Genomic DNA, 23,189 nt, shown 5'->3' with positions numbered 1-23,189 from the left:
TCGGTAAAAAAGGAACCCGCCGGGGCGCCCCTCACCCTTCCGGAGAGCAGACCAAACCCCATGAACCTCGTTGTCGTAGAGTCGCCAGCCAAGGCGAAGACGATCAAGAAATACCTGGGCAAGGACTTCGATGTCCTCGCCTCGTATGGCCATGTGCGCGACCTGGTGCCCAAGGAGGGCGCGGTCGATCCCGAGCACGGCTTCGCCATGAAGTACCAGGTGATCGAGCGCAACGACAAGCACGTCAAGGCCATTACCCAGAAGCTCAAGAACGCCGACGCCCTCTACCTGGCCACCGACCCCGACCGCGAGGGCGAGGCCATCTCCTGGCACCTCTACGAGCTGCTCAAGAACCGCAAGGTACTCAAGGACAAGCCGGTGCACCGGGTGGTGTTCAACGAGATCACCAAGAAGGCGGTGCAGGACGCCGTGGCGCACCCGCGCGAGTTGTCCATGGACCTGGTCAATGCCCAGCAGGCGCGCCGCGCCCTGGACTACCTGGTGGGCTTCAACCTCTCGCCCCTGCTGTGGAAGAAGGTACGCCGCGGCCTGTCCGCCGGCCGCGTGCAGAGCCCGGCGCTGCGCATGATCTGCGAGCGCGAGGACGAGATCGAGGCCTTCGTCTCGCGCGAGTACTGGACCATCGAGGCCGACTGCGCCAAGGACGGGCAGGCCTTCAGCGCCAAGCTGAGCCGCTACCAGGGCGAGAAGCTCGAACAGTTCAGCATCACCGACGAGACGCGCGCACGCGAAGTCGAGCAGACCCTGCTCGACGCCGCCAACGGCCAGCTGCAGGTGCTCAAGGTCGAGAAGAAGCAGCGCCGGCGCAATCCGGCCGCCCCCTTCACCACCTCGACCCTGCAACAGGAGGCCTCGCGCAAGCTCGGCTTCGGCGCCCAGCGCACCATGCGCATCGCCCAGCAACTCTACGAGGGCGTGGACATCGGCAATGGCTCGGTCGGCCTGATCACCTACATGCGGACCGACTCGGTGAACCTGGCCGAGGAGGCGGTCACCGAGTTGCGCGAATTCATCGCCGAGCGCTACGGCAAGGACGACCTTCCCAAACAGCCGCGGGCGTTCAAGACCAAGGCCAAGAACGCCCAGGAGGCGCACGAGGCCATCCGCCCGACCTCCATCCGCAACACCCCCGAGCAACTGGCCAAATACCTCGACCGCGACCAGCTCAAGCTCTACACCCTGATCTGGAAGCGCACCCTGGCCTGCCAGATGATCCACGCCACCATCGACACCGTGGCCGCCGACCTGGGGGCGGGCGAGGGCAACGTCTTCCGCGCCACCGGCTCGACCATCGCCAAACCCGGTTTCATGAAGGTCTACATGGAAGGCCGTGACGACGCCAAGGGCGAGGACGACGAGAAGTTGCTGCCCCCGCTGGCCGAGGGCGAGACGGTAACGCTGGCCGCCATCCGTCCCGAGCAGCATTTCACCGAGCCACCGCCGCGCTACACCGAGGCCAGCCTGGTCAAGGCACTGGAGGAACACGGTATCGGCCGCCCCTCGACCTATGTCTCCATCATCTCCACCCTGCAGGACCGCGGCTACGTCGAACTGGAAAAGAAGCGCTTCCATCCCACCGATGTCGGCCGGGTGGTCAACAAGTTCCTCACCAACTACTTCACCCAGTACGTCGATTACGACTTTACCGCGCGCCTCGAGGACGAGCTCGACGCGGTGGCGCGCGGCGAACAGGAATGGATCCCCCTGCTGGAGAAGTTCTGGAAGCCCTTCAAGGCACGCATCGAGGACACCGAGAAGAACGTCAAGCGCTCGGACGTCACCCAGGAGAAGCTCGACGAGGCCTGCCCCAAGTGCGGCAGCCCGCTGTCCATCCGCCTGGGACGCAACGGCCGCTTCATCGGCTGCACCAGCTATCCCGAGTGCGACTACACGCGCAACCTGGACGACGATGCCTCGGCCCCGCTGGAGCCCGAAAAGGTCGGACGCGCCTGCCCCGAATGCGGCGAGGACCTGGTCATCAAACAGGGCCGCTACGGCAAGTTCATCGGCTGCTCGGGCTATCCCAAGTGCCGCCACATCGAACCGCTGGAAAAGCCGAAGGACACCGGGGTCAGCTGCCCGAAATGCGGCAAGGGCACACTGATGCAGCGCAAGTCGCGGCGCGGCAAGGTCTTCTATTCCTGCTCCACCTATCCCAAGTGCGACTATGCGGTGTGGAACCAGCCGATCGCCGAGCCCTGTCCGCAGTGCGGCTGGCCGGTGCTCACCATCAAGACCACCAAGCGGCGTGGCACCGAGAAGGTCTGCCCGCAGCAGGACTGCTCCTTTGCCGAACCCTACACCCCGCCAGAAGGCGCCGCGCCGGCCGGGGGCGACAGCCAGGACTGAGGCGTGACCTCGACCTTCCGCCTGCACCGGGCCGTGCGGCTGATCCGCCAGGGCGGCGTGGTCGCCCTGCCCACCGAGGCGGTCTGGGGCCTGAGCTGCGACCCGCTGAACCCGCGCGCGGTCGCCCGCCTGCTGGCGATCAAGCAGCGCCCGGTGCACAAGGGCCTGATCCTGGTCGCTGCCGACATCGCCCAGCTCGCCCCCTTCGCACGCATCGAGGACCCGGTCTGCGCCGTGGCGCGGGCTACCTGGCCCGGCCCGCACACCTGGCTGCTGCCCGCGCGCGAGGCCCTGCCCGACTGGCTCTCCGGGGGCAGGGACCGCGTGGCCTGCCGGGTCACCAGCCACCCGCTGCTCGCCGCCCTGTGCCGCACGGTCGGCAGCGCCCTGGTCTCCACCAGTGCCAACCGCACCGGGTTGCCGCCGGCACGCAGCGCCCTGCAGGTGCGCAGGCGCTGTCCCGGCACCGACCTGCTGCTGCATGGTCGGTCAGGCGGCCTGCAACGCCCCACCCCCATCCGTGACGCGCGCAGCGGCGAGGTGCTGCGCGCCGGCTGAACGACGAGGAACGCCATGAGCAACATCCCCGATACCGATGCCGTCAGACACTATCTGCTGGCCCTGCAGGACCGCATCTGTGACGCCCTGACCGAGGTCGATGGTCAGGCCCTTCCGCGAGGACGCATGGGAACGCGAACAGGGCGGCGGCGGACGCTCGCGTGTGCTCGAGGAAGGCGAGGTGTTCGAGAAGGCAGGGGTCAATTTCTCGCATGTCTTCGGCGACGGCCTGCCGCCCTCGGCCACCGCCGCACGCCCCAAGCTGGCGGGACGTCGCTTCCAGGCGATGGGCGTGTCGCTGGTGATCCACCCGCGCAACCCGCACGTGCCCACCTCGCACGCCAACGTGCGCTTTTTCATCGCCGAGAAGGACGGTGCCGAACCGGTCTGGTGGTTTGGTGGCGGCTTCGACCTCACCCCGTACTACGGCAACCGCGAAGACGTGATCCACTGGCACCGCACCGCGCACGCTGCCTGCGAGCCCTTCGGCCCGGGCACCTACGAGAAATACAAGCACTGGTGCGACGAGTACTTCTACCTGAAGCACCGTGCCGAGCCCCGCGGCGTGGGCGGCCTGTTCTTCGACGACCTCAACAGCCCCGACTTCGAGACCGCCTTCGCCTTCATGCGCAGCGTGGGCGACCACTACATCCCGGCCTACCGGCCCATCGTCGAACGCCGCAAGGACCTGCCCTGGAGCGACCATGAACGCGAGTTCCAGCTCTACCGGCGCGGTCGCTACGTGGAATTCAACCTGGTCTATGACCGCGGCACCCTGTTCGGGCTGCAGACCGGCGGCCGCACCGAGTCCATCCTGATGTCACTGCCGCCGCTGGTGAGCTGGAAATACGACTGGCATCCCGAGCCCGGCTCGCCCGAGGCCGAGCTCTACGAGGTCTATCTCAAGCCGCGCGACTGGCTGGCAGAGACAGACTGAGCCCAGGCTTCCGGGGAGCGCCGGGTGAAACCTCGGGCTGCTCAGGCACCCCTCTGGTCGTGCAGCAATACATTCAGCCCGTCGACCACCTCGGCCCAGTCGGCATCCTCGGCCAGCTCTTCGCTCAGAAAGGCCGCCTGCGCCGAACTCCAGAACGGCGCCGCCTCGATCGCCTGATCGGGCGCCAGCCGGTGTTCGGCGATGAAGCGGTCCATCTCTTCTTCACCGTCGGGCAGGCCAAGTTGGCGAAACAGACTGGCCAGTTCGTAGACAGGTTTTTCCAGAAACATCGGGCACCTCGCTATTCGACGTCTGCAGATACACATGAGGGCGGCAGACCGAAAAGGGAAGGGCATCGGTCGGAAACAGGCAAAAAAAAACAGGCCAGCACGGGGAGCGGACTGGCCCGGAAAGCGCTCTTTGCAAGCGCCGGAGGAGGATCGTAGAGCAAACAGAAGCTTGCTGTTACCCAGTTCTACGGCCACCACCGGCGAAACTTTAACCGGATCGGGAACGGGATTCCCGCAATCAGGCGGGTTGCAGATGCTGCTCCAGCCAGTCGTGGATCCAGTTGGCGGGGCGGGCGCCGCTGAAGCGGGCGATCTCCTCGCCGTTGCGGAACAGGATCACGGTGGGAAAGCCGCGCAGGCGATAGCGGCCCGCCAGCTTCATGTTGTCGCCCTCGTCCACCTCGACCTTGGCCAGACGCACCTCGCCATCGAGATCCGCGACCACCCGGCCGATATGCGGGGTCAGGGCGTGGCAGGGCGCGCACCAGTCGGCCCAGAAATCCACCAACACGGGCCCTTCATGACTGGCCTGCAACACGGTCCGGTCGAAGTCATGCTGGTCGGTCTCGAAAATATCTCCTTGTGACATGCGGCTTCCCTGGTTTGCTGTTGAATCTCAGTGGACGAAGGCCCTGGTGGTCGCTGCCATGGCCTCGATCACGATGTCCTCGATCTCGCGGATCACCGGCAGCGCGGCGCTGCCTTCGGCATGTACGCTCGGCCGTGCAAAGCCGATGGTGGTAGTACCCCCCTTGTGGATGACCGACAGGCGCAGGGGGCACAGCGCCAGCATGTCGGGGTCGAGATTGCTCACCCGGTTGGCATACCAGGCATTGCACACCACCAGGCTGCGTATGGTACTCAAGCCGTTGCGGTTGTAGTCCTCGCCCAGGCGTTCGGCCATACCCGCCAGGGTGCCGCCGATGTCCGCCTCGAAGACCACGAACAGGCGGCGTGACTCCAGCTCGCGGTACAGGACCCGGTAGACCTCGCCGGCATCGGCGGCGATGCGCACCTGGTGCAGGGACGAGGGCACGGCCTGGGCAGCAAACGCCAGCAGCAACAGCACGGGGGCCAGCAATCGGACTGTGGGATTCATCGGGAGTCTCCAGTTCAGGGTGCGGATTATAGGGAACCTCCGAACAAGTCGTGAAACGCGATCTCACCGCCGAAATACGCCATTTCCGCGCCCCCCAGCGTCGCAATAGCGGGCTATTGCGTGCAATGAGCGCCGTGAACCGACACTTTTCGGACGGCGATCTCTTCAACCCAGACCTGTTCGGAAGTCCCTTGGCTTTGTCCTGGGCGCGCCGAACCAGTAGGATGGCGTCCAGTCATCATTATTCGACCGGGTACCTGTCGATCCTGTTGCAAGCACCATGACCGAAACCATCCGCATCGCCACCCGAAAATCGCCACTCGCCATGTGGCAGGCCGAGCATGTCGCCGACGCCCTGCGCGCCGCCCATCCCGGCCTGAACGTCGAGATCCTGGGCATGAGCACCCAGGGCGACAAGATCCTCGACACCCCGCTGGCCAAGATCGGCGGCAAGGGACTGTTCGTCAAGGAACTGGAGGCGCGCATGCTCGAGGGCGATGCCGACATCGCCGTGCACTCCATGAAGGACGTACCGGTGGAACTGCCGCAGGGCCTGCACCTGCCGGTGATCATGCAACGCGAGGACCCGCGCGATGCCTTTGTGAGCAATCACTACGCCCACCTCGACGACCTGCCCGCGGGCGCGGTGGTGGGCACCTCCAGCCTGCGCCGCCAGTGCCAGCTCGCCGACCGCCGCCCCGACCTGGTACTCAAGTCGTTGCGCGGCAACGTCAACACCCGGCTGCGCAAGCTCGACGAAGGCGAGTACGACGCGGTGATCCTGGCCGCCGCCGGCTTGATCCGCCTGGGCTTCGGCGAGCGCATCCGCACCGCCCTCGACCCGGCCGACAGCCTGCCGGCCATCGGCCAGGGCGCGGTGGGCATCGAGTGCCGCAGCGACGATGCACGGGTCAATGCCCTGATTGCCCCCCTGCACCACACCGACACCGCCGACCGGGTGCACGCCGAGCGGGCTTTCAACGCGCGCCTCGAGGGCGGCTGCCAGGTACCCATCGGCGGCCACGCGGTGCTCGAGGGCGACCAGCTCTGGCTGCGTGGCCTGGTGGGCGCAGTCGACGGCAGTGAGATCGTCCGCGGCGAGATCCGCGGCCCGCGCGAGCAGGCCGAGGCGCTGGGCGTGGCGCTGGCCGAGGACCTGCTGGCACGCGGCGCGCGCGAGATCCTGCAGGCCCTCTACGACCAGGCATGAGTGGCACCGCCCCCTGCGACCTGGGCGGACTGAGCGTACTGGTCACCCGCCCTGCCGAACAGGCCGCCGAGTTCGCCGAGCAGGTGGCCGCGGCTCGCGGGCGTCCGGTGACCTTTCCCGTGCTCGAGATCCTGGGCCCCGCCGACAAGCACGCGGTGCGCCGCCAGCTCGCCGACCTGGCGCGCGTGGACCTGCTGGTCTTCGTCAGCGCCAGCGCGGTGCGCTACGCCTTTCCGCAGATGCCCGACCACATCCCGCTGGACCTGCGCGTCGCCGCCGTCGGCCGCGCCACCGCGCGCGCCCTCGAGGCCGTCGGCCTCGATCCCACCGTGGTACCCGAATCGCGCTTCGACAGCGAGGGCCTGCTGGCCCTGCCCGCGCTGCAGGATGTCGCCGGCTGGCGCATCCTCATCGTGCGCGGCGACGGCGGGCGTGAGCTGCTGCGCGAGACCCTCGAGGCGCGTGGTGCGCATGTGGAATACGTCGAGGTCTATCGCCGGCGCATCCCGCAACGCAACCCGGCCAACCTGATTCGCAACTGGGACAGCCTGGTCGATGCGGTGACCGTGACCAGCGTGCAGATCCTCGACAACCTGTTCACCCTGCTCGGCGAGGAGGGCACGCCCCTGCTGCACCGCACCCCGCTGGTGGCGCCCGGCCGACGGGTGGCCGAACACGCCGCCGCGCGCGGCTGCGAGCGGGTGATCGTGGCACGCTCGGCAATGGATGCCGACATGCTCGCCGCGCTGTGCCAACTGGCCTGACGCCTGGCGACGACAAGACGCCGTTGACCGGGTTTGTTAGGCTTCGGCAAAACCACTTTCCATTCACTATTGGCAGGCCATGAGCGACGACAAGGAAGAAAAACCCGGGGTGGTGATCGACGTCACCCCCGAGCCCGAACCCGCGGAGAGCGTGACCGCCGACGGTCAGAGCGGCGGCGAGACGCCCGATACCGCCCCGGCGAAACGCAATGGTCAGGCCCTGCCACTGATCGTGGCCGGCCTGTCACTGGTACTGGTGATCGCTGCCATCGGTTTCGCCTATCGCCACACCCGCCAGGCGGCAGACGACCTGGAGCGCCTGAACCGCAGCGTGGAGCAGACCCTGGCCCAGCAGCGCGCACTGGAACAGCGGCTCGCCGAGGCGCAGCGCGCGGTCGCCGAGCAAGCCAAGCGCCTGACTGCCCAGCAGCGCAAGCTCGAGGCCCAGGAACAGCACATCGCCGAGGCCCGGCAACAGTTCACCGAACAGAACCGGCGCCTCGACAGTGAACGTGAACAGATGCAACAGCGCGAGGCCGAGCTGCGCGCTGCGGTGGCCGACGTGCACAAGCGAGTGGGCGCCTCCGGCACCCAGTGGATGGTCGCCGAAGCCGAGTACCTGCTGCGCCTGGCCAACGAACGCCTCAACCTGGCACGCGACACCCGTACCGCGCGCGCCGCCCTGCAGCTGGCCGATCAGCGCCTGCGCGATACCGGCGACCCGGGCTGGAACCCGGTGCGCGAGCAGATCGCGCGCGACATTGCCACGCTCGACGCCACCGAACTGCCCGACATCGACGGCATCTCCGCGCGCCTGGCTGCGCTGGCCGAACAGGTCCCGCAACTGCGCCTGGCGCGCGCCACCCTGGGTAACGGGCCGCGCAAGATGCCCGGTGGCGAGACCGGAAACACCCCACGCGAACAGCGCACCTGGCAGACCCTGCTCGACGACCTCTGGAGCGGCTTCAAGCAGACGGTGCGTATCCGCCGCAACGACCAGCCGGTGCAGGCCATGCTCCCTCCCGAACAGCAATACTTTCTGTACGAGAACCTGCGCCTGCACCTCGAGGCCGCGCGCCTGGCCGCGGCGCGTGGCGACGAAGGTCTCTACCACGACAACCTGAATACCGTGACGCGCTGGCTGGGCAGCTATTTCGATCCGCACGACGAGCACACCCGCGCCCTGCGTGACGCGGTGCGCGAACTCGACCGGGTGAAGATCCGCCCGCCACTGCCCGATATCAGTGCCTCGCTGGCGGCGCTGCGCGCCCGCGTCAAGCTGCTCGCCGATCTCGGCCGGCCGATCGCGCCCGAGGCACCGGCCGGGACGGAGCACAAGCCATGAGCCGCCTGCTCAAGTTCTGGCTGGTGATGCTGGCCGGCGCCGCGGTCGGCGTGGTGGTCAGCCACGACAGCGGCTATGTGCTGATCTCGGTCGGCCACTGGACCATCGAGATGAGCCTGGCCCTGCTGGTACTGCTGATCGTGCTGCTGTTCGGCGGCCTGTACTTCCTGATCCGCCTGGCAGTGCGCACCCGCCGCCTGCCGCGTGACCTGCGCACCTGGAAGCAGCGGCGCGGCGCGCACAAGGCGCAGGACGCCATGACCCGCGGCCTGCTGGAGATGTCCGAGGGCAACTGGCGCGCCGCCGAGCGCCGCCTGGTGCGTTACGCCGACCGCTCCGAGACCCCGCTGCTCAACTACCTGGCCGCCGCGCGTGCCGCCCAGTTGCAGGGCGCACACGACCGCCGCGACGCCTATATCCGTCTGGCCCACGAGCACATGCCCTCGGCGGACGTGGCGATCAGTCTCACCCAGGCCGAGCTGCAACTGGCCGACCAGCAGCTCGAACAGGCACTGGCCACCCTGCGTCACCTGCGCCAGGTGGCGCCGCGTCACACCTACGTGCTGCGCCTGCTGCGCCGCCTGTACGAACAACTGGGCGACTGGGAGCACCTGCGCGAGCTGATCCCCGAGCTGCGGCGCAGCAAGGTGGTGCCCGCCGAGGAGCTGCGCGCGCTCGAGATCAAGACCCATCGCAAGCTGCTGGAAAACGCCTTCCTGAGCAAGGATCCGAAAGACCTCGACCGCGCCTGGGCAGCAGCGCCCAGGGCGATCCGCAACGACCCCGGCCTGGCAGGCGACTATGCCGGCTACCTGCAGGAGCGCGGTCGCGACGAGGAGGCCGAACGCCTGCTGCGCGAAGCACTCAAGCTGGGCTGGGACCCGCACCTGGTCGAAATCTACGGTTTGCTCGACTGCCCGAAACCCGGCCGACAGCTCGCGCGCCTGGAGAAATTCCTCAAGGAACATCCGGACGACCCGGTGGTGCTGCTCACCCTGGGCCGCCTGAGCATGCGCGCCCAGCTCTGGGGCAAGGCACGCGCCTATCTCGAGGCCAGCGTGACACGCGGCGGACCTGTCGAGGCCTACCGCGAGCTGGCACGCCTGCTCGAGCACATGGGCGAGGAGGCCGAGGCCCTGCAGATCTATCGCAAGGCACTCACCCGCGGCGAGGAGCGTCACCTCATCCCGCTGCCGGCCAACATCGGCCAGCCGCAGATCAACCGCCCGGTGCTCGAGGAGCCGGTCGAACCGCCGCGCGCGCACGACACCGAAGAACCCGCCGGCGGAGCCGCCTGAGACCATGCAGTATCGTGACCTGCGTGACTTCATGGCCGGGCTGGAGCAACGCGGCCTGCTGCGGCGCATCACCGCCGAGGTCGATCCGCACCTGGAGATGACCGAGATCTGCGACCGGGTGCTGCGCTCGGGAGGACCGGCGATCCTGTTCGAAAACCCTAAGGGCCACGAGATCCCGGTGCTGGCCAACCTGTTCGGCACCCCGGAGCGGGTGGCCCTGGGAATGGGCGAGGAGTCGGTCGGCGCACTGCGCGAGGTCGGCCGCCTGCTTGCGGCACTCAAGGAACCCGACCCGCCGAAGGGCATGAAGGACGCCTGGGAGAAGCTGCCGGTGTTCCGCAAGGTGCTGGACATGGCCCCCAAGCAGGTGAAGGGCGCGCCCTGCCAGGAGACGGTGCTGGAAGGCGATGAGGTGGACCTGACGCGCATCCCGGTACAGACCTGCTGGCCGGAAGACGCCGGACCGCTGATCACCTGGGGACTGGTGATCACCCGCGGGCCACACAAGCCACGCCAGAACCTGGGCATCTACCGCATGCAGGTGATCGGCCGCAACCGCGTGATCATGCGCTGGCTGGCGCACCGCGGCGGGGCGCTGGACTTCCGTGACTGGCAGCAGACCCATCCCGGCGAGCCCTTCCCTGTCTCGGTGGCACTGGGCGCCGACCCGGCCACCATTCTCGGCGCGGTCACCCCGGTGCCCGACACGCTCTCGGAGTACGCCTTTGCCGGCCTGCTGCGCGGCTCACGCACCGAGGTAAGCAAAAGCCTGGGCAACGAGCTGCAGGTACCGGCGAGCGCCGAGTTCGTGCTCGAGGGCGTCATTCACCCCGGCGACACCGCCCCCGAAGGCCCCTTCGGCGACCACACCGGCTACTACAACGAGGTCGAGGAGTTCCCGGTCTTCACCATCGAGCGCATCAGCCACCGCCGCAACCCCATCTATCACAGCACCCACACCGGCCGCCCACCGGACGAACCGGCCATCCTCGGAGTGGCGCTCAACGAGGTGTTCGTGCCGCTGCTGCAGAAGCAGTTTCCCGAGATCGTCGATTTCTACCTGCCGCCCGAGGGCTGTTCCTACCGTCTGGCGGTGGTGAGCATGAAGAAACAGTACCCGGGACACGCCAAGCGGCTGATGTTCGGCGTCTGGTCCTTCCTGCGCCAGTTCATGTACACCAAGTTCGTGATCGTCACCGACGACGACGTCGACGTGCGCGACTGGAACGACGTGATCTGGGCCATCACCACGCGCATGGACCCGGTGCGCGATACCCTGCTGGTGGAGAACACCCCCATCGACTACCTCGACTTCGCCTCACCGGTTTCGGGCCTGGGCGGCAAGATGGGCCTCGACGCCACCTCCAAGTGGCCGGGCGAGACCGAGCGCGAATGGGGCCGTCCCATTCGCATGAGCGACGAGGTCAAGACACGTATCGACGCGCTGTGGGATGAACTGGGGCTGGATATCTCACCCTGACAGGCTCACAGGACGCCTGCATGCAGCAGGCCCGAACCGTTCGCGGCGGAGACGTCGCTCCTACAATCTGGAATCCGCACCCTGTGTATGGCGGGAGAGACACAATGACAGGAACGGACGAGACACCGGTGGTAATCGAACCGGCAGGCATGGCACGTGCCTGCGTGATCTGGCTGCACGGCCTCGGTGCGGACGGGCACGATTTCGAGCCGATCGTCCCCGGCCTGGGTCTGCCCGAGTCGCTGGGGGTGCGCTTCGTGTTTCCGCACGCCTCGGTGCGACCGGTGACGATCAACGGCGGCATGCCGATGCGTGCCTGGTTCGATCTGCACCAGCCCGACCTGGCCCGAATCCCCGATCTTTCCGGTATCGGGCAGTCCGTGGCCCGGCTCGAGGCCCTGCTCGCGCAGCAGGAGGCCGCCGGCATCCCGCGCGAACGCATCGTGCTGGCAGGCTTTTCCCAGGGAGGCGTGGTGGCGCTGGAGACGGCGCTGGGCATGCAGGACAAGCCGGCCGGCGTGCTCGCCCTGTCCACCTGGCTGGCACGGCCCGTGGGCGATGGCCACGGGCTACGGGTGTTCATGGCGCACGGCGAACACGACGACATCGTGCTGCCAGCGCTGGCAGCACAGGGGCGGGACACATTGCGCACCCTCGGTGCCGAGGTGGACTGGCACAGCTATCCCATGGCACACGCCGTGCACCCGAACGAGGTGGCCGACATCGGTGCCTGGCTGCGCGCGCGCCTGGCCTGACCCTCGGGTTCCGTCAGTTGGCGGCCTGCCAGGTCCCGTCGGGCTGACGGCAGGCCGTACCGTAGACGGTCTCCTTCTTGCCGCCGATCCAGGCCTCGGTGGTGTATTCGCGGCAGGGGCGCGAATCCTCGTAGTAGGTCCGGGTCGGGGTGACGGCATATTCGTTGCCGGTGTCCGGGTTGCGCCAGCTCACGGTCTGGCGCGTCGGCGCGGTCTCCAGCGCCTGATTGGCGCGCCAGCGGTCATTCTCGTCCATGGCGCGTCCGAGCTGGCCGCCGATGTAACCGCCCAGCATGGTGCCGGCGATGGTGGCCGCCACGCGTCCGCTGCCGCTGCCCACCTGGTTGCCCAGCACACCACCGGCGATGGCGCCGATCACCTGACCGCTCTCTTCCTTGGTGCCCTGGCAGCCGCCCAGGGCCAGGGCGGAGACGATCAATCCGGTCGTCAGAAGCTTGTTTGCCTTCATCGGTCTTTCCTGTCGCTGTAGAGTTCGATAAGGGTTCTCTGCATTCAAAATGTAACGCACGCCCTCTGGCTCGGTTGACAAGGCCGGCGGGAAAAGATTCCCGGTACCTTTGCGGGAGACGCTCCGATCGATTTCCGCCCCCGCCTGCGTCGGGCCGGGAGCAAGATGCACACGCGCCTGGATTCTCCCGGCCATCCTCACACATGAAGAGGGCCAACGGACCGGCTGCCGATTCAGGAGCCAGCCTTGACCACGCCGAACGCTTCACTCGTTCACGGCCTGGTAGAGGCGACGTTCCACGTGCAGCTTGAACCGTACCAGGTCGATGAGCGGAAGGGTATCGCCGGGCAGTATGCCGGTGAGATAGAAGGGATGACGCTTTCCCTCTCGACGCAAACTGAGCAGGTAGGCCGCGACTTCGCTCCAGAGCCGCTCGCCGAGGGCGACGGAACTGAATTCGCGGCCTTCCGAGAGCAGGCTGAAGCCATCCCGCCAGGGTCCCCGGCGCCCCGTGCCCAGGATCAGTTCGGTGCAGCGGTCGGCGCCGGGCCGCACGGGGCGGCTGCGCTGCACCTGCCAGTCGCCATTGCCCTGCCGGATACGCAGGAAAACGAGACCCTGTGCCTCCCGCTCGCTCCCCGCAACAGCTTGCCAGTCGAGCAGGCTCTCGAAGAACCGCTGTTGCTGGATCAGGAAGTGGTGCTCGCTCGCTTCCGGCAGCCAGTGTTCCAGCACGGCGCCACCGGCATCCATGAAATACATGCGGATGCCCGACGATTCGACCTGGTAGGCGATCTGCACCTGACCCGGCCGATTGAGGCGCAGCAGCAGCGGCAAGGGGGAGTCTCGCAGGCTGGCTTCGTCCAGCGCCGTGGGCCGGAACACCTCGTCGGCCTCGGCCAGGTAGTCATGCAGGTCGGCGAAATCGCCCACCGGATGATGGCAATACTGGCGACGTCGGCGTTCGATCACGTGGAAGACCTCGCCGATCGGCAACAGGTAGCGGGCCTGCTCCCCATGTCGCCGGAAGTGTTCACGCAGGTCACGGATCAGGCCGGCGAGACGGCGCGCGATCAGGGCGCCGTGTCCGGGGGTGTCGCAATGGCAGTCGGGTTCGTTGTCGCTATCGGGAAACAGTTCCAGGCAGGAGCACAACAGGTCGAGAACGCCTTCTTCGCCGCGATGATGATCCACGTAGAGTTCGCCCCAGCTGTTGGCATAGACATGGTCCAGGGTCTCGATCAGGTTCACCCGCGCTGCACCGAAGCTCAGGGGATCGGCACGCTGGCTGACCACCAGCCGATCCACGGGCGCCTCGCTCTCGAGTCGCACGTTGACCAGGATCAGGGAACGGACGCCGCGTGCCGGGCGATGAAAATTGCCCAGTGGGGCATCACCGTTGCGCCCGGGCGGGAAGCGACGTTGCAACAGACGCAGCAGGCGGCGGTGACGTTGTTCGGGGTCGAGCCCGGGCGGCAGAACCAGGTGGGTGCCACGCCCGATCACACCGTTGGCGATCAGCCAGGTGAACAGCTCGACCACGCCCCGCGCGCTACGCGCCGGGGCAGCCCCTTCTTCGGGGGGCGCCAGGTAGGCCTGCCAGGTGTCCTGCGCGGCGTCGTGACGCAGCCATATCCGCGCCTCGCGCAGGTCGTCCGAAATCCCGGGGTTGATACGGTCGATCTTGCCGGGCCGGCGCTCCAGTGCGGCGAACAGCTTGCGCCCCAGCAGGGCCAGCTCCTGCATGTCGATCTGCTCGGTGGCGTGCTGTGAGCGTGCCAGGCTCGTGAGCAGACGGTAACTGTGCGACAGCTCGCCGACCAGGCGATTGCGCTCTTCAAGCACCGTGGGCAGTTTCCATTCGCGGTGGCTGTCGAGATTGATCAACTCACCCTGCCCCCAGCCCCATTCCTCCGTGAGGCGACGCAGGATATCCCGCTTCCAGTGCTGACCGGGACGACTCAGGCGCACGTCGCACTTGAGATAGAAGGCACGACGCGCCAACGCCAGGCGCTCGTCCTGGCCGGCCGCGGCAAGGTGCGCCTCGATACGCCGCATCATCAGCAGGTAGGGATCCACGTCCTCGGCATCGGGCGGGTCGTCGGCGTGGTATCGGGCCTGCGCCTCTTCTGCCAGCCAGCGGATGTCGGGAAAGTCCTCGAGATAGGTCTCGAACAAAAGCAACTTGAGCAGCGACTTGTAGGGCGCCTGGATGCCCTTGAACAGTTGCCAGTGGGCGGCACTGAAGAATTCCCCCGGACCGATACGCGCCAGACCGCCGAAGTCCAGCCAGTCGTCACGCCGGATGAGGCGCTTGCCGATCAGCTGATCGCACCAGGCGCGGTAGTCATGCAGGTGCTCGGGAGGCACCAGCCACCACAGCGGCGGGCGACCGGCCAGCAGCAGGCCGGTGCGATAGAACTCCTCGAGCAGCAACAGATGCTGGGTGTTGCCGCTCGACTCGTCGGACAGGCGCGAATGCAGGCCGTCGCGGAAGGTTTCGCTCTCGAGCACAAACAGGTGCATCTCCAGGCCCAGGCGCGCGGCATGGCCCTCGATCAGCGCGGCCTTCTCTTCCTAGCAGCGCGACCTGCCGGGCGTCCAGGTCCGGGTGATGACAGACCCAGATGTCGTAATCGCTCTGCGCGTCCTGCCCCAGGGTGCCGGAGCTGCCGATCAGATACAGGCCGAGGATGGGCGGCACCCGCTGGGGACGCCGTTCGGCCTTCAGACTGCGCGCATGGCGGCGCGCCAGCAGCAGGGTCTCGCGGTCGGGCTCATAGCCGGCGATGCCGGCGGGGGTGTCCGCCCCGTTGTAACCCGGCAGGGCCGGGTGATTGATGTGCAGCAGCAGGGGGAACAGCATCAGGAAACGCCGCTGCTCCTGGGTCACCGAGGCATGGATGCGCCGCAGACGCTCCTCGGCCACCCGGGCGTGGCGCGAGAGGATACGACGAATCTCGCGACGCGAGGGCCGTTCCGGCGTACTGGGAGCGGGCACGGCCATCGGCACACGTTCAGGTGCCGGCAAGCTGGCGCTCGGCCGCCGCGGTGAGGGTGCGCCGGTCGTTGCCCTTGGACCAGAAGGCGAGACCGAAACGCAATTGCGGGCGCAGGCCCTCGAGTGACGCGGGCAGTTGCAGCCCACCCACCTCCTGGTCGATCTTGGCGACCAGCTGTTCGGCCTGCTCGCGATCGGTCTCCGGCAGGATCAGCAGGAAACGATCGTCCTCCCAGCGCCCGATCTGGTCCACCCAGCGCAGGCGGTCGCGCAAGAAGTGCGAGACCGCCAGCACCAGGGCATCCTGCGCCTCACCCAGCAGTTCCAACGGTTGTTCGGCAATACCCGTCTCCACCAGCACCAGGCTGAGCGGATTGCCATAGCGCCGGCTGCGCGAGATCTGCAGGTCCAGCGCCTGGGTGATGGCCCGGCGGTTGGGCAGGCCAGTGAGGTCGTCGGTGAGCTTGAGCTCGCGGATCTGCGCTTCGAGCTCATTGATGCGTGCCTGCAAGGCCTCGAGCTCCGTCAGGTCGTGCAACATCAGCAGGCGGCGATCGTCCACGGGGAGGTACTCGACTCGCAGGCGGCGCGACCGGCCCCCGGCATCACGCCAGTCGAGGATGGCGCCATCCTCATGCAGCTGCCCCGCAGACTCGCCCGCCAGTTCGCCGAGACGGCTGCCCGACAAGGCCGCGGCTGGCAAGCCCAGCAGGTCGTGCAGGCCGGGGCTGGCCCACTCGATGCGACCGTTCGCGTCCAGCAGGGCAACACACGAGGCAGTGGCAGTGACAGATGCTGCCGCCGGGGCGGCGACCTGGGGGTCGGACATGATGGCTCCTCCGATGAGTTTTCCGGTATCCCGGACATCGGCGGAGACGGCGAATTCTTGAGCGCCTGCACGAAAAAGCCCGGCCGATCGGCCGGGCTTTCCGTGCAGGTCCGAACAGGCCGGCTTACTTGGCCTGACCCTGGGACTGCTGCTTGGGTTGCGGCTGCGGGCGACGCTGCGGCTGGGGAGCCGGACGACGCGGCGGCTGCATGCCCATGTGGGGCGGGCGCGGACCATAGGGCATGCCATAGGGCATGGGGGCCGGACCACGATAGGCCGGTGCCGGCGGCGGGGTCGCGGGACGACCCTGCTGCGGAGCAGCGGGAGCCGGAGCCGGTGGTACCGGGGCGCCGTAAGGCATGGGTGCACCATAGGGCATGGGCGCGCCGTAGGGCATCATCGGTGCGCCGTAACCGGGCGGGAAGGGCGGACGACCGTAGGGTCCGTACATGGGACCGTAAGGACCATAGTAATCGTTACTGTCGTTCCAGAAGTTATCCATCTCTTCCATCCAGTAACGCGGGTCCCAGGGGTCGTAGGGATTGCAGTCCGGGTTGTACCAGCACTCCGGGTCGTTCCACTTGTCGCCGTTGCCGAACCAGCTGGCAGTTGCGGTGCCGGCCAGCGCCAGGGCAGCGAGAGTCACTGCGGCAAATTTCTTCATGAGCATCTCCAGATTTTTTCAACGGGTTGATGTCTGACGGTCGGCCCAGTCTATACTGCTCACCGCCGGGCCCGTGTTGTGCTGCATCAACTAACAGTTTATTACGATATTCTCATATTGCAAGCGCGGCGGGCCTTCCCGTCCGGCCGGCCGCCCGAACGGGACAAGATCCAACAGCTCATCCGGGGGCCATCCATGCCAAGACAAGACATCGCCGAGCTCAGCGAGCGCCTGGCCGAGTTCGCACGCCGACGAGACTGGGAGCAGTTTCATTCGCCCAAGAACCTGAGCATGGCGCTGGCCGGCGAGGCCGGCGAACTGCTCGAGCATTTTCAATGGCTGACCGAGGCACAGAGCCGTGCCCTGCCGGCAGACAAGAAGGAGGCGGTAGCCCTGGAGATGGCGGACATCTTCATCTACCTGCTGCGCCTGGCCGAGCGCCTGGACATCGACCTGGTGGATGCGGCCTGGCGCAAGATGGCGATCAACGAGCAGCGCTACCCCGCCGAGCGGGTGCGCGGGGACGCACGGCGCGCCGAGGAATACGACTGATCAGGTCGACTCGCCCGCCAGGCGCTGGCGCGCCTCGGCGATCGCCCGGCGCACCTGCGCCGGCGCGGTGCCGCCAACGTGATCGCGCGCAGCCACCGAGCCCTCGAGGGTGAGCACCTCGAACACGTCCTGTTCGATCAACGGGCTGAACTCGCGCAGGGTATCGAGCGACAACTCGGCCAGGTCGCAGCCGGCCTGCACGCAGTGCGCCACCGCCTTGCCCACCACCTCGTGGGCGTCACGGAAGGGCAGGCCTCGGCGCACCAGGTAGTCGGCCAGGTCGGTGGCCGTGGCGAAACCCTGCAGGGCGGCAGCGCGCATGCGCTCGCGATTCGGCGTGATCGCCGGGATCATGTCGGCGAACACCTTCAGCGAGCCACGCAGGTTGTCGGCGATGTCGAACAGCGGCTCCTTGTCTTCCTGGTTGTCCTTGTTGTAGGCCAGCGGCTGCGACTTCATCAGGGTGAGCAGGGCCATCAGGTGACCGAACACCCGTCCGCTCTTGCCGCGGATCAGCTCGGGCACGTCGGGGTTCTTCTTTTGCGGCATGATCGAGGAGCCGGTGCAGAAGGCATCAGACAGGGTGACGAAGCCGAACTGCGCCGAGGACCAGACGATCAGCTCCTCGCTCATGCGCGAGAGGTGCATCATCAGCAGGCTGGCGGCAGCCGCGAACTCGATGGCGAAGTCGCGGTCGGAGACCGCGTCCAGCGAGTTGCGGCAGGGCCCGTCGAATCCCAGCAGTTCGGCGGTGTATTCGCGATCGATGGGGAAGGTGGTGCCGGCCAGCGCCGCGGCGCCCAGCGGGCAGCGCTTGGCGCGGCGCGCGCAGTCGGCCAGCCGGCCGTCGTCGCGCTCGAGCATCTCGAACCAGGCCATCAGGTGATGGCCGAAGGTGATCGGCTGCGCGGTCTGCAGGTGGGTGAAGCCGGGCAGGATGGTCTCGGCCTCGCGCTCGGCCAGGTCCAGCAGGTTGCCGCGCAGGCGCGAGAGTTCGGCGCGCAGGGCGGCGATCTCCTCGCGCAGCCAGAGGCGGATGTCGGTGGCCACCTGGTCGTTGCGCGAGCGCCCGGTGTGCAGCTTCTTGCCGGCCTCGCCGATCGCCTCGGTGAGCGCGGCCTCGATGTTCATGTGCACATCCTCGCGCGCCACCGACCAGGCGAACTGACCGGCTTCGATGCGCGCGAGGATCTGCTCCAGACCCTCGACGATGGCGTCACGCTCGGCCGCGCTGAGGATGCCCTGGCGCGCCAGCATGGTGGCGTGCGCGATGGAGCCGCGGATGTCCTGCGGGGCCAGGCGCTGGTCGAATTCCACCGAGGCGGTGAAGGCCTCGACGAAGGCATCGGTGGGCTCGGAGAAGCGGCCGGCCCAGAGTTTCTTGTCGCTCATGAGAAGTCCGTCGGGTGAGGATCGCGCGATTATACCCGGCTGCCGTGAACAGCGGTCACCGGAGCCCGACGGGTGGCACGTTCCAGGCGTCGACGGCTGGTTATACTCCAGGCATGAGCGAACGGGAACAACAACGCGGTTTCCTGCCCGATTTCTGCGACGTGCGCCTGCTGTTCGCCTGGGTGATCACCGCCGAACTGCTGGCACTGGTGCTCACCCTGGCGGCCTTTCGCAATGACTTCTGGCAGCACCTGAGCCAGCGTTCGCTGTACATCCAGTGGATCGCGCTGATGCTGGCAGGCAGCCTGTGCCTGCTCGGACCACGGCTCAACCGCCTGGGCCATGCTGCTGCCGGCCTGTTCGCCTGGGGCCTGGGACTGGGGGTGACAGTGCTGGTACACCTCGCGGTCCAGCGCCTGCTGCAGGGCGACTGGGCGCCCGACCCGGTATCCCTGGCCGAGCACCTGGCCATCGCCGCCATCGTGCTCGCGGTGGCCCTGCGCTACCTGTACGAGCTGCATTGCCACCAGGAACGCGAGCTGGCCGAGGCGCGGGCACAGGCCACCGCCCTGCAGGCACGCATCCGCCCACACTTCCTGTTCAACAGCATGAACACCATCGCCAATCTCACGCGCGCCGACCCGGCGCTGGCCGAACAGGTGGTCGAGGACCTGTCCGACCTGTTCCGCGCCAGCCTGGCCGATGAGGACAGGCGCTCCACCCTCGGCGACGAGCTGGAAATGGCTCGCGGCTACCTGCGCATCGAGGCACAGCGTCTGGGCGAGCGCCTGCGCGTGCACTGGGACCTGCCCGACGATCTGCCCTTGCACGCGCACATGCCTCCCCTGCTGTTGCAGCCACTGCTCGAGAACGCGGTCTATCACGGCATCGAGCCGGCCATCGACGGTGGCGAGACCCTGGTTTCGGTGCGCGCGCGCCGCGGCCTGCTCAACATCAGCGTGGCCAACACCGTCCCGGAGGGCGGGCACAAGGAACGGCGCGGCAACCGCATGGCCCAGCGCAACGTGGCCGACCGCCTGCGCGCCTTCTACGGTGACGCCGCCGGGATGCGCATTGGCAAAGTGGACGGCCGCTACCAGGTACGCATCCATCTCCCGGTCCGGGAGGACGCCGGATGAAGCTGCTGATCGCCGACGACGAGGCCCCGGCACGCGCACGCCTGCACGAGCTGTTGCGCGAGGTGCGGCCAGACGCCGAACTGGTCGGCGAGGCCGCCGACGGCGAGACGGCCCTGGCCCTGGCGCGTGAACACCGGCCCGACGTGGCACTGCTCGACATTCGCATGCCAGGCATGGACGGCATCCGCGCCGCGCTGGCCATGCAGGAACTGGAAACGCCGCCGGCGGTAATCTTCGTCACGGCCTTCGACGAACACGCCCTGGCCGCCTTCGAGGCCAACGCCATCGACTACCTGCTCAAGCCGGTGCGGGCATCGCGCCTGCGCACAGCGCTGGACAAGGCAGCCGTGTTCACCCGCTCCCAGCGCGAGGCCCTGGCGCAGGCTGACAACACCCCCGGGCTGAGCGTGACCCAACGCGGCGTGACCCGACGCATCCCCCTGCACGACATCCTCTGCCTGAAGGCCGATCACAAGTACGTCGAGGTCCATCATCGCGACGGGGTGGCGCTCAGCGATGCTTCACTGAAGTCGATCGAGGAACAGTTTCCCGGGCGTTTCCTGCGCATCCATCGCAACGCCCTGGTGGACCCGGCACGAGCGCGCGAGCTGCGCCGCGCGCCCGACGGGCGCGCCCTGTTGACCATCGAGGGGTTGGCGTTGCCGCTGGAGGTCAGCCGCCGTCACCTGCCACGGGTGCGGGCCCTGCTCAGGGGCTGACGCGCCCCGTTCAGTCGTCGAACTGCGGCAGCATGCCGCCAAGCACCATGTCGGTGTAACCCACGATGCCGACCACCTCGCCATGCTCGATTACCGGCGCGCGCGGGATACCGAAGTTCTCGAACAGGCGCGCGCAATAGCGGATGTCCATCTGCGGCGACACCCCCAGCACGGGTTTGCTCATGATCTCGTAGACGTTCACCCGCTCGGGGGCGCGATCGCGTGCCAGCACGCGCTTGGCGATGTCAGAGTACAGGACGATGCCATACTCGTCGTCGGCATGGCGCTTGCGCACGATCAGGCACTTGGTATCGGGATGGCGGGCGTCGCGCAATGCCTCGGCCACCGTGGCCATGCCATCGACCTGGTCGAAGTCGGCTTTCATGACATCGCGCACGCGCACCAGTCGGCGTTGCTCGCTCATAGCTCTTCCTCCACGACATGTTGCAAGCGGGCGACCTGCCGGGTGATGCCCACGGCGTCCTCGACATCGAGCTGAAAGGCGATGCCGGTCCCGGGCTCGGCCTCGAAGCGACCGACCTCGGCGATGGTCTCCAGAATATCGCGCGCCAGGTGTTCCTCGACCAGGAACAGCACCACGTCACGCTGGGCTTCGAGGTCCAGACCGAAGAAGGTCTTGCTGCCCTTCAGCCCCTCGCCGCGGGCATTGGTGATGACCGTGGCGCCGGTGGCGCCCTTTTCCCGCGCCGCCTCCATAACCGCATCGGTGCGGGTGTCCTCGATGAAGGTGACCAGCAGTTTGAAGTGCATGAGCTGTCCTCCGTAATTCAGGTGGAACGGCGGCGCGAGCGCCAGTCCGCGAACTGGGCATAGGCGATCACCGAGATGATGGGAAACAGACTGGCAAAGGCGATCAGGCCAAAGCCGTCGAGTGCCGGGCTTCGCCCCGGCACCGCGCTGGCCAGGCCCAGCCCCAGGGCGGTGACCAGCGGGACGGTCACCGTCGAGGTGGTCACACCGCCCGAGTCGTAGGCCAGAGCGATAATGGTGCGCGGCGCGAACAGGGTCTGCACTATCACCACCACGTACCCCGCAATGATGTACCACTGCAGCGGGGTGCCGGTGACGATGCGAAAGGTCCCCAGCCCCAGACCGACGGCCACACCGATGGCGACCGCCACACGCAGACCCCAGACTCCGATGGCACCGCCGGAGACCTCGTTGGCCTTCATCGCCACCGCCAACAGCGAGGGCTCGGCGATGGTAGTGGCAAAACCGATCGCCAACGCGAAGACATAGACCCAGCCATAGGCGCTCCAGTGCGTGGCGATCGCCTCGGCATTGCCGAACAGGAAGACAGGATCGGTCAGTTGCGCGGCCATCAGGCGACCCAGCGGGAACAGTGCCATGCGCAGGCCCTCGAGAAAGAAGGTCAGGCCCAGCAGCACGTACACGAAACCGATCAGCACCTGGCGCAGGCGCGGCACCGGGCGGCGCAGCACCCGCCACTGGAAGCCGAACAGGATGGCGGCGATGGGCAGCACGTCCTTGAGGGTGTCGACCAGGGTGCGGGCGATGGATTCGATCATCAATGCACCAGCATGCCGTAGGCCATGACGAACATCATGGGGGTGAGCGAAGCGAAGGCGATCAGGCCGAAACCGTCGGTCAGGGGGTTGCGGCCCCGGATCGACTGCGCCAGGCCCACGCCCAAGGCGGTCACCAGCGGCACCGTGACCGTGGAGGTGGTCACCCCACCGGAATCGTAGGCGATGCCCACGATCTCCGGCGGCGCGAAGACCGTCATCACCACCACCCCCAGGTAACCGCCGAGGATCAGGTACTGGATGGGCCAGCCGCGCACGATACGCAGCACGCCGAGCAGGATGGCGAAACCCACCGAGAAGGCGACGGTGTAGCGCAGACCCAGGGCATACCTGCGGCGGGGCGCCTCGCCGGGCTCAATCAGGCCGGCCTGCTCGGCCACCTCGGCCGCCTCGTCGGCCACCGCGATCAGCGCCGGTCGGCCACCGTGGTGCCGAAGCCCAGGGCGAAGGCGAAGGCCAGCAGCCAGTTCAGGCTGCCCTTGCGCGCAAAGGCATGCGCCATGCTCTCGCCGATGGGGAACAGACCCATCTCCAGGCCACGCACGAACAGGGTCAGGCCGACGACCACCAGCAGGGCGCCGAGCAGGATGTCGCCCAGTTCGGGTATCGGCTGGCGCAGCACGACCCCCTGGAAGAAGCCGATGACCAGCGCGATGGGCGCCAGATCGCGCAGACTGTCGGCAATGGAGCGAAGGAAATTGTGCATCCTCGGATCTTCGTCGGGAACCCGAGTATGAGCCTAGTCGCTGG

General features: G+C 67.5%; 22 protein-coding genes and 3 pseudogenes. 12 read left to right on the top strand and 13 right to left on the bottom strand.

The window, feature by feature from the left end:
* The first annotated feature begins 60 nt into the window (after positions 1-60).
* The 3 genes and pseudogenes from topA to hemF all read left to right on the top strand — a co-directional run bounded on the left by topA (position 61) and on the right by hemF (position 3,865).
* A complete protein-coding gene (gene topA / locus EBS_RS00545) occupies positions 61-2,370 on the top strand; it encodes a type I DNA topoisomerase (RefSeq protein ID WP_043106819.1) in 2,310 nt (769 codons plus the stop codon).
* 3 nt (positions 2,371-2,373) lie between these two features.
* Complete coding sequence (locus EBS_RS00540) at positions 2,374-2,928, top strand: L-threonylcarbamoyladenylate synthase (protein ID WP_231892818.1); 555 nt, start codon at positions 2,374-2,376, stop codon at positions 2,926-2,928.
* A 15-nt stretch (positions 2,929-2,943) separates the two neighbouring features.
* Positions 2,944-3,865 (top strand): annotated as a pseudogene (gene hemF / locus EBS_RS00535) (oxygen-dependent coproporphyrinogen oxidase).
* 41 nt (positions 3,866-3,906) lie between these two features.
* Here hemF and EBS_RS00530 read toward each other — a convergent pair.
* The 3 genes from EBS_RS00530 to EBS_RS00520 all read right to left on the bottom strand — a co-directional run bounded on the left by EBS_RS00530 (position 3,907) and on the right by EBS_RS00520 (position 5,254).
* Positions 3,907-4,149 (bottom strand): DUF2789 domain-containing protein, encoded by a 243-nt coding sequence (locus EBS_RS00530; RefSeq protein WP_043109001.1) that lies wholly within the window; start codon positions 4,147-4,149, stop codon positions 3,907-3,909.
* Between the two features lie 244 nt (positions 4,150-4,393).
* Positions 4,394-4,744, bottom strand: coding sequence for a thioredoxin family protein (locus EBS_RS00525; RefSeq protein WP_043106818.1), 351 nt, complete (start codon positions 4,742-4,744; stop codon positions 4,394-4,396).
* A gap of 27 nt (positions 4,745-4,771) precedes the next feature.
* A complete protein-coding gene (locus EBS_RS00520) occupies positions 4,772-5,254 on the bottom strand; it encodes a DUF302 domain-containing protein (RefSeq protein WP_081999742.1) in 483 nt (160 codons plus the stop codon).
* Between the two features lie 280 nt (positions 5,255-5,534).
* Between EBS_RS00520 and hemC the strand changes: the two genes are divergently transcribed.
* The 6 genes from hemC (at position 5,535) to EBS_RS00490 (ending at position 12,106) form a co-directional block, all read left to right on the top strand.
* On the top strand, positions 5,535-6,464 hold the full coding sequence (gene hemC / locus EBS_RS00515) for a hydroxymethylbilane synthase (RefSeq protein WP_043106816.1): 930 nt from the start codon (positions 5,535-5,537) through the stop codon (positions 6,462-6,464).
* Positions 6,461-7,228, top strand: coding sequence for a uroporphyrinogen-III synthase (locus EBS_RS00510; protein ID WP_052199159.1), 768 nt, complete (start codon positions 6,461-6,463; stop codon positions 7,226-7,228). Before hemC ends, EBS_RS00510 begins: the two co-directional genes overlap by 4 nt.
* A gap of 79 nt (positions 7,229-7,307) precedes the next feature.
* Positions 7,308-8,573, top strand: a complete 1,266-nt coding sequence (locus EBS_RS00505) for a uroporphyrinogen-III C-methyltransferase (RefSeq protein WP_043106814.1) — start codon at positions 7,308-7,310, stop codon at positions 8,571-8,573.
* Positions 8,570-9,871 carry a heme biosynthesis HemY N-terminal domain-containing protein gene (locus EBS_RS00500; RefSeq protein ID WP_052199158.1) on the top strand — a complete coding sequence of 434 codons (1,302 nt, stop codon included), beginning with the start codon at positions 8,570-8,572 and terminating at the stop codon, positions 9,869-9,871. Before EBS_RS00505 ends, EBS_RS00500 begins: the two co-directional genes overlap by 4 nt.
* Positions 9,872-9,875: 4 nt before the next feature.
* On the top strand, positions 9,876-11,351 hold the full coding sequence (ubiD, locus tag EBS_RS00495; protein ID WP_043106813.1) for a 4-hydroxy-3-polyprenylbenzoate decarboxylase: 1,476 nt from the start codon (positions 9,876-9,878) through the stop codon (positions 11,349-11,351).
* A gap of 104 nt (positions 11,352-11,455) precedes the next feature.
* A complete protein-coding gene (locus EBS_RS00490; RefSeq protein WP_043106812.1) occupies positions 11,456-12,106 on the top strand; it encodes an alpha/beta hydrolase in 651 nt (216 codons plus the stop codon).
* A gap of 13 nt (positions 12,107-12,119) precedes the next feature.
* Here EBS_RS00490 and EBS_RS00485 read toward each other — a convergent pair whose 3' ends face one another.
* The 5 genes and pseudogenes from EBS_RS00485 to EBS_RS00465 form a co-directional block, all read right to left on the bottom strand.
* Positions 12,120-12,575: an RT0821/Lpp0805 family surface protein gene (locus EBS_RS00485; RefSeq protein ID WP_043106810.1), complete on the bottom strand. Its 456-nt coding sequence runs from the start codon at positions 12,573-12,575 to the stop codon at positions 12,120-12,122.
* Between the two features lie 264 nt (positions 12,576-12,839).
* Positions 12,840-15,101: a class I adenylate cyclase gene (locus tag EBS_RS00480; protein WP_043106808.1), complete on the bottom strand. Its 2,262-nt coding sequence runs from the start codon at positions 15,099-15,101 to the stop codon at positions 12,840-12,842.
* Between the two features lie 64 nt (positions 15,102-15,165).
* A pseudogene (locus EBS_RS14430) lies at positions 15,166-15,582 on the bottom strand (class I adenylate cyclase); the annotation flags it as partial.
* A gap of 10 nt (positions 15,583-15,592) precedes the next feature.
* Positions 15,593-16,405 (bottom strand): GGDEF domain-containing protein, encoded by an 813-nt coding sequence (locus EBS_RS00470; protein WP_043106806.1) that lies wholly within the window; start codon positions 16,403-16,405, stop codon positions 15,593-15,595.
* Positions 16,406-16,529: 124 nt separating this feature from the next.
* Positions 16,530-17,069: a hypothetical protein gene (locus EBS_RS00465; protein WP_231892817.1), complete on the bottom strand. Its 540-nt coding sequence runs from the start codon at positions 17,067-17,069 to the stop codon at positions 16,530-16,532.
* A gap of 195 nt (positions 17,070-17,264) precedes the next feature.
* Between EBS_RS00465 and EBS_RS00460 the strand changes: the two genes are divergently transcribed.
* Positions 17,265-17,621, top strand: coding sequence for a nucleotide pyrophosphohydrolase (locus EBS_RS00460; protein WP_043106804.1), 357 nt, complete (start codon positions 17,265-17,267; stop codon positions 17,619-17,621).
* On the opposite strand, the gene argH is transcribed toward EBS_RS00460, so the two are convergent.
* The gene (gene argH / locus EBS_RS00455) at positions 17,622-19,013 is read right to left on the bottom strand and encodes an argininosuccinate lyase (protein ID WP_043106803.1); all 1,392 of its coding nucleotides are present in this window, start codon (positions 19,011-19,013) and stop codon (positions 17,622-17,624) included.
* A gap of 113 nt (positions 19,014-19,126) precedes the next feature.
* On the opposite strand from argH, the gene EBS_RS00450 reads away from it, so the two are divergent.
* Positions 19,127-20,152, top strand: a complete 1,026-nt coding sequence (locus EBS_RS00450; RefSeq protein ID WP_043106802.1) for a sensor histidine kinase — start codon at positions 19,127-19,129, stop codon at positions 20,150-20,152.
* Positions 20,149-20,871 (top strand): LytR/AlgR family response regulator transcription factor, encoded by a 723-nt coding sequence (locus EBS_RS00445; RefSeq protein WP_043106801.1) that lies wholly within the window; start codon positions 20,149-20,151, stop codon positions 20,869-20,871. Before EBS_RS00450 ends, EBS_RS00445 begins: the two co-directional genes overlap by 4 nt.
* Before the next feature lie 10 nt (positions 20,872-20,881).
* Here EBS_RS00445 and EBS_RS00440 read toward each other — a convergent pair whose 3' ends face one another.
* The 4 genes and pseudogenes from EBS_RS00440 to EBS_RS00425 all read right to left on the bottom strand — a co-directional run bounded on the left by EBS_RS00440 (position 20,882) and on the right by EBS_RS00425 (position 23,145).
* Positions 20,882-21,295, bottom strand: a complete 414-nt coding sequence (locus tag EBS_RS00440) for a CBS domain-containing protein (RefSeq protein WP_043106800.1) — start codon at positions 21,293-21,295, stop codon at positions 20,882-20,884.
* Positions 21,292-21,642: a P-II family nitrogen regulator gene (locus EBS_RS00435; protein WP_043106798.1), complete on the bottom strand. Its 351-nt coding sequence runs from the start codon at positions 21,640-21,642 to the stop codon at positions 21,292-21,294. Before EBS_RS00435 ends, EBS_RS00440 begins: the two co-directional genes overlap by 4 nt.
* A 17-nt stretch (positions 21,643-21,659) precedes the next feature.
* The gene (locus tag EBS_RS00430) at positions 21,660-22,421 is read right to left on the bottom strand and encodes a DUF1538 domain-containing protein (RefSeq protein ID WP_043106797.1); all 762 of its coding nucleotides are present in this window, start codon (positions 22,419-22,421) and stop codon (positions 21,660-21,662) included.
* Positions 22,421-23,145: pseudogene (locus EBS_RS00425) on the bottom strand (DUF1538 family protein). Before EBS_RS00425 ends, EBS_RS00430 begins: the two are co-directional and overlap by 1 nt.
* Positions 23,146-23,189 lie beyond the last annotated feature (44 nt).

It is taken from the genome of endosymbiont of unidentified scaly snail isolate Monju (genome assembly GCF_000801295.1).
GTDB lineage: Bacteria > Pseudomonadota > Gammaproteobacteria > Chromatiales > Chromatiaceae > MONJU.
Note: the sequence above shows the minus strand (reverse complement) of the source record. Positions and strands in the feature narration are given on the sequence as shown.

Coding starts and splice junctions, on each gene's coding strand:
- topA (WP_043106819.1), top strand. CDS start 61: ATGAACCTCGTTGTCGTAGAGTCGCCAGCCAAGGCGAAGACGATCAAG.
- EBS_RS00525 (WP_043106818.1), bottom strand. CDS start 4,744: ATGTCACAAGGAGATATTTTCGAGACCGACCAGCATGACTTCGACCGG.
- EBS_RS00520 (WP_081999742.1), bottom strand. CDS start 5,254: ATGAATCCCACAGTCCGATTGCTGGCCCCCGTGCTGTTGCTGCTGGCG.
- hemC (WP_043106816.1), top strand. CDS start 5,535: ATGACCGAAACCATCCGCATCGCCACCCGAAAATCGCCACTCGCCATG.
- EBS_RS00510 (WP_052199159.1), top strand. CDS start 6,461: ATGAGTGGCACCGCCCCCTGCGACCTGGGCGGACTGAGCGTACTGGTC.
- EBS_RS00505 (WP_043106814.1), top strand. CDS start 7,308: ATGAGCGACGACAAGGAAGAAAAACCCGGGGTGGTGATCGACGTCACC.
- EBS_RS00500 (WP_052199158.1), top strand. CDS start 8,570: ATGAGCCGCCTGCTCAAGTTCTGGCTGGTGATGCTGGCCGGCGCCGCG.
- ubiD (WP_043106813.1), top strand. CDS start 9,876: ATGCAGTATCGTGACCTGCGTGACTTCATGGCCGGGCTGGAGCAACGC.
- EBS_RS00490 (WP_043106812.1), top strand. CDS start 11,456: ATGACAGGAACGGACGAGACACCGGTGGTAATCGAACCGGCAGGCATG.
- EBS_RS00485 (WP_043106810.1), bottom strand. CDS start 12,575: ATGAAGGCAAACAAGCTTCTGACGACCGGATTGATCGTCTCCGCCCTG.
- EBS_RS00480 (WP_043106808.1), bottom strand. CDS start 15,101: ATGCACCTGTTTGTGCTCGAGAGCGAAACCTTCCGCGACGGCCTGCAT.
- EBS_RS00470 (WP_043106806.1), bottom strand. CDS start 16,405: ATGTCCGACCCCCAGGTCGCCGCCCCGGCGGCAGCATCTGTCACTGCC.
- EBS_RS00465 (WP_231892817.1), bottom strand. CDS start 17,069: ATGAAGAAATTTGCCGCAGTGACTCTCGCTGCCCTGGCGCTGGCCGGC.
- EBS_RS00460 (WP_043106804.1), top strand. CDS start 17,265: ATGCCAAGACAAGACATCGCCGAGCTCAGCGAGCGCCTGGCCGAGTTC.
- argH (WP_043106803.1), bottom strand. CDS start 19,013: ATGAGCGACAAGAAACTCTGGGCCGGCCGCTTCTCCGAGCCCACCGAT.
- EBS_RS00450 (WP_043106802.1), top strand. CDS start 19,127: ATGAGCGAACGGGAACAACAACGCGGTTTCCTGCCCGATTTCTGCGAC.
- EBS_RS00445 (WP_043106801.1), top strand. CDS start 20,149: ATGAAGCTGCTGATCGCCGACGACGAGGCCCCGGCACGCGCACGCCTG.
- EBS_RS00440 (WP_043106800.1), bottom strand. CDS start 21,295: ATGAGCGAGCAACGCCGACTGGTGCGCGTGCGCGATGTCATGAAAGCC.
- EBS_RS00435 (WP_043106798.1), bottom strand. CDS start 21,642: ATGCACTTCAAACTGCTGGTCACCTTCATCGAGGACACCCGCACCGAT.
- EBS_RS00430 (WP_043106797.1), bottom strand. CDS start 22,421: ATGATCGAATCCATCGCCCGCACCCTGGTCGACACCCTCAAGGACGTG.